1 protein-coding gene is annotated in these 279 nt (G+C 50.2%); it reads left to right on the top strand.

Features of this window, described 5'->3' with window-relative positions; all coding sequences use genetic code 11:
• A partial coding sequence (locus tag Q4563_RS19440; RefSeq protein ID WP_303605687.1) for a hypothetical protein occupies positions 1–198 on the top strand: 198 nt, incomplete at its 5' end.
• Positions 199–279 lie beyond the last annotated feature (81 nt).

Consider the following 279-nt stretch of genomic DNA (forward strand, 5'->3'; position numbering starts at 1 on the left):
GCCTGGTACGGCTATGCCTATATCGAACTGGCCATTGAATTTGGTGATATCGCCTTCGCCAATATTCCTGCCTGGCCCTTACAGTTGATTATCCCCTTCAGCTTTGCCGTGATGGCGTTGCGCTTTGCCATTCAAAGTATTGAATCCTTGCTCAACATACTGGGTAACCATGCTGTAGCCGACGAGGCCCACTCATGAGCGTTCTGGTTCCACTGATTTTATTGGTATTGGCGCTGTCCGGTACGCCGCTGTTTGTGGTTATTGCTGCCATCGCTATCT

Source organism: Gilvimarinus sp. 1_MG-2023 (assembly GCF_030548285.1).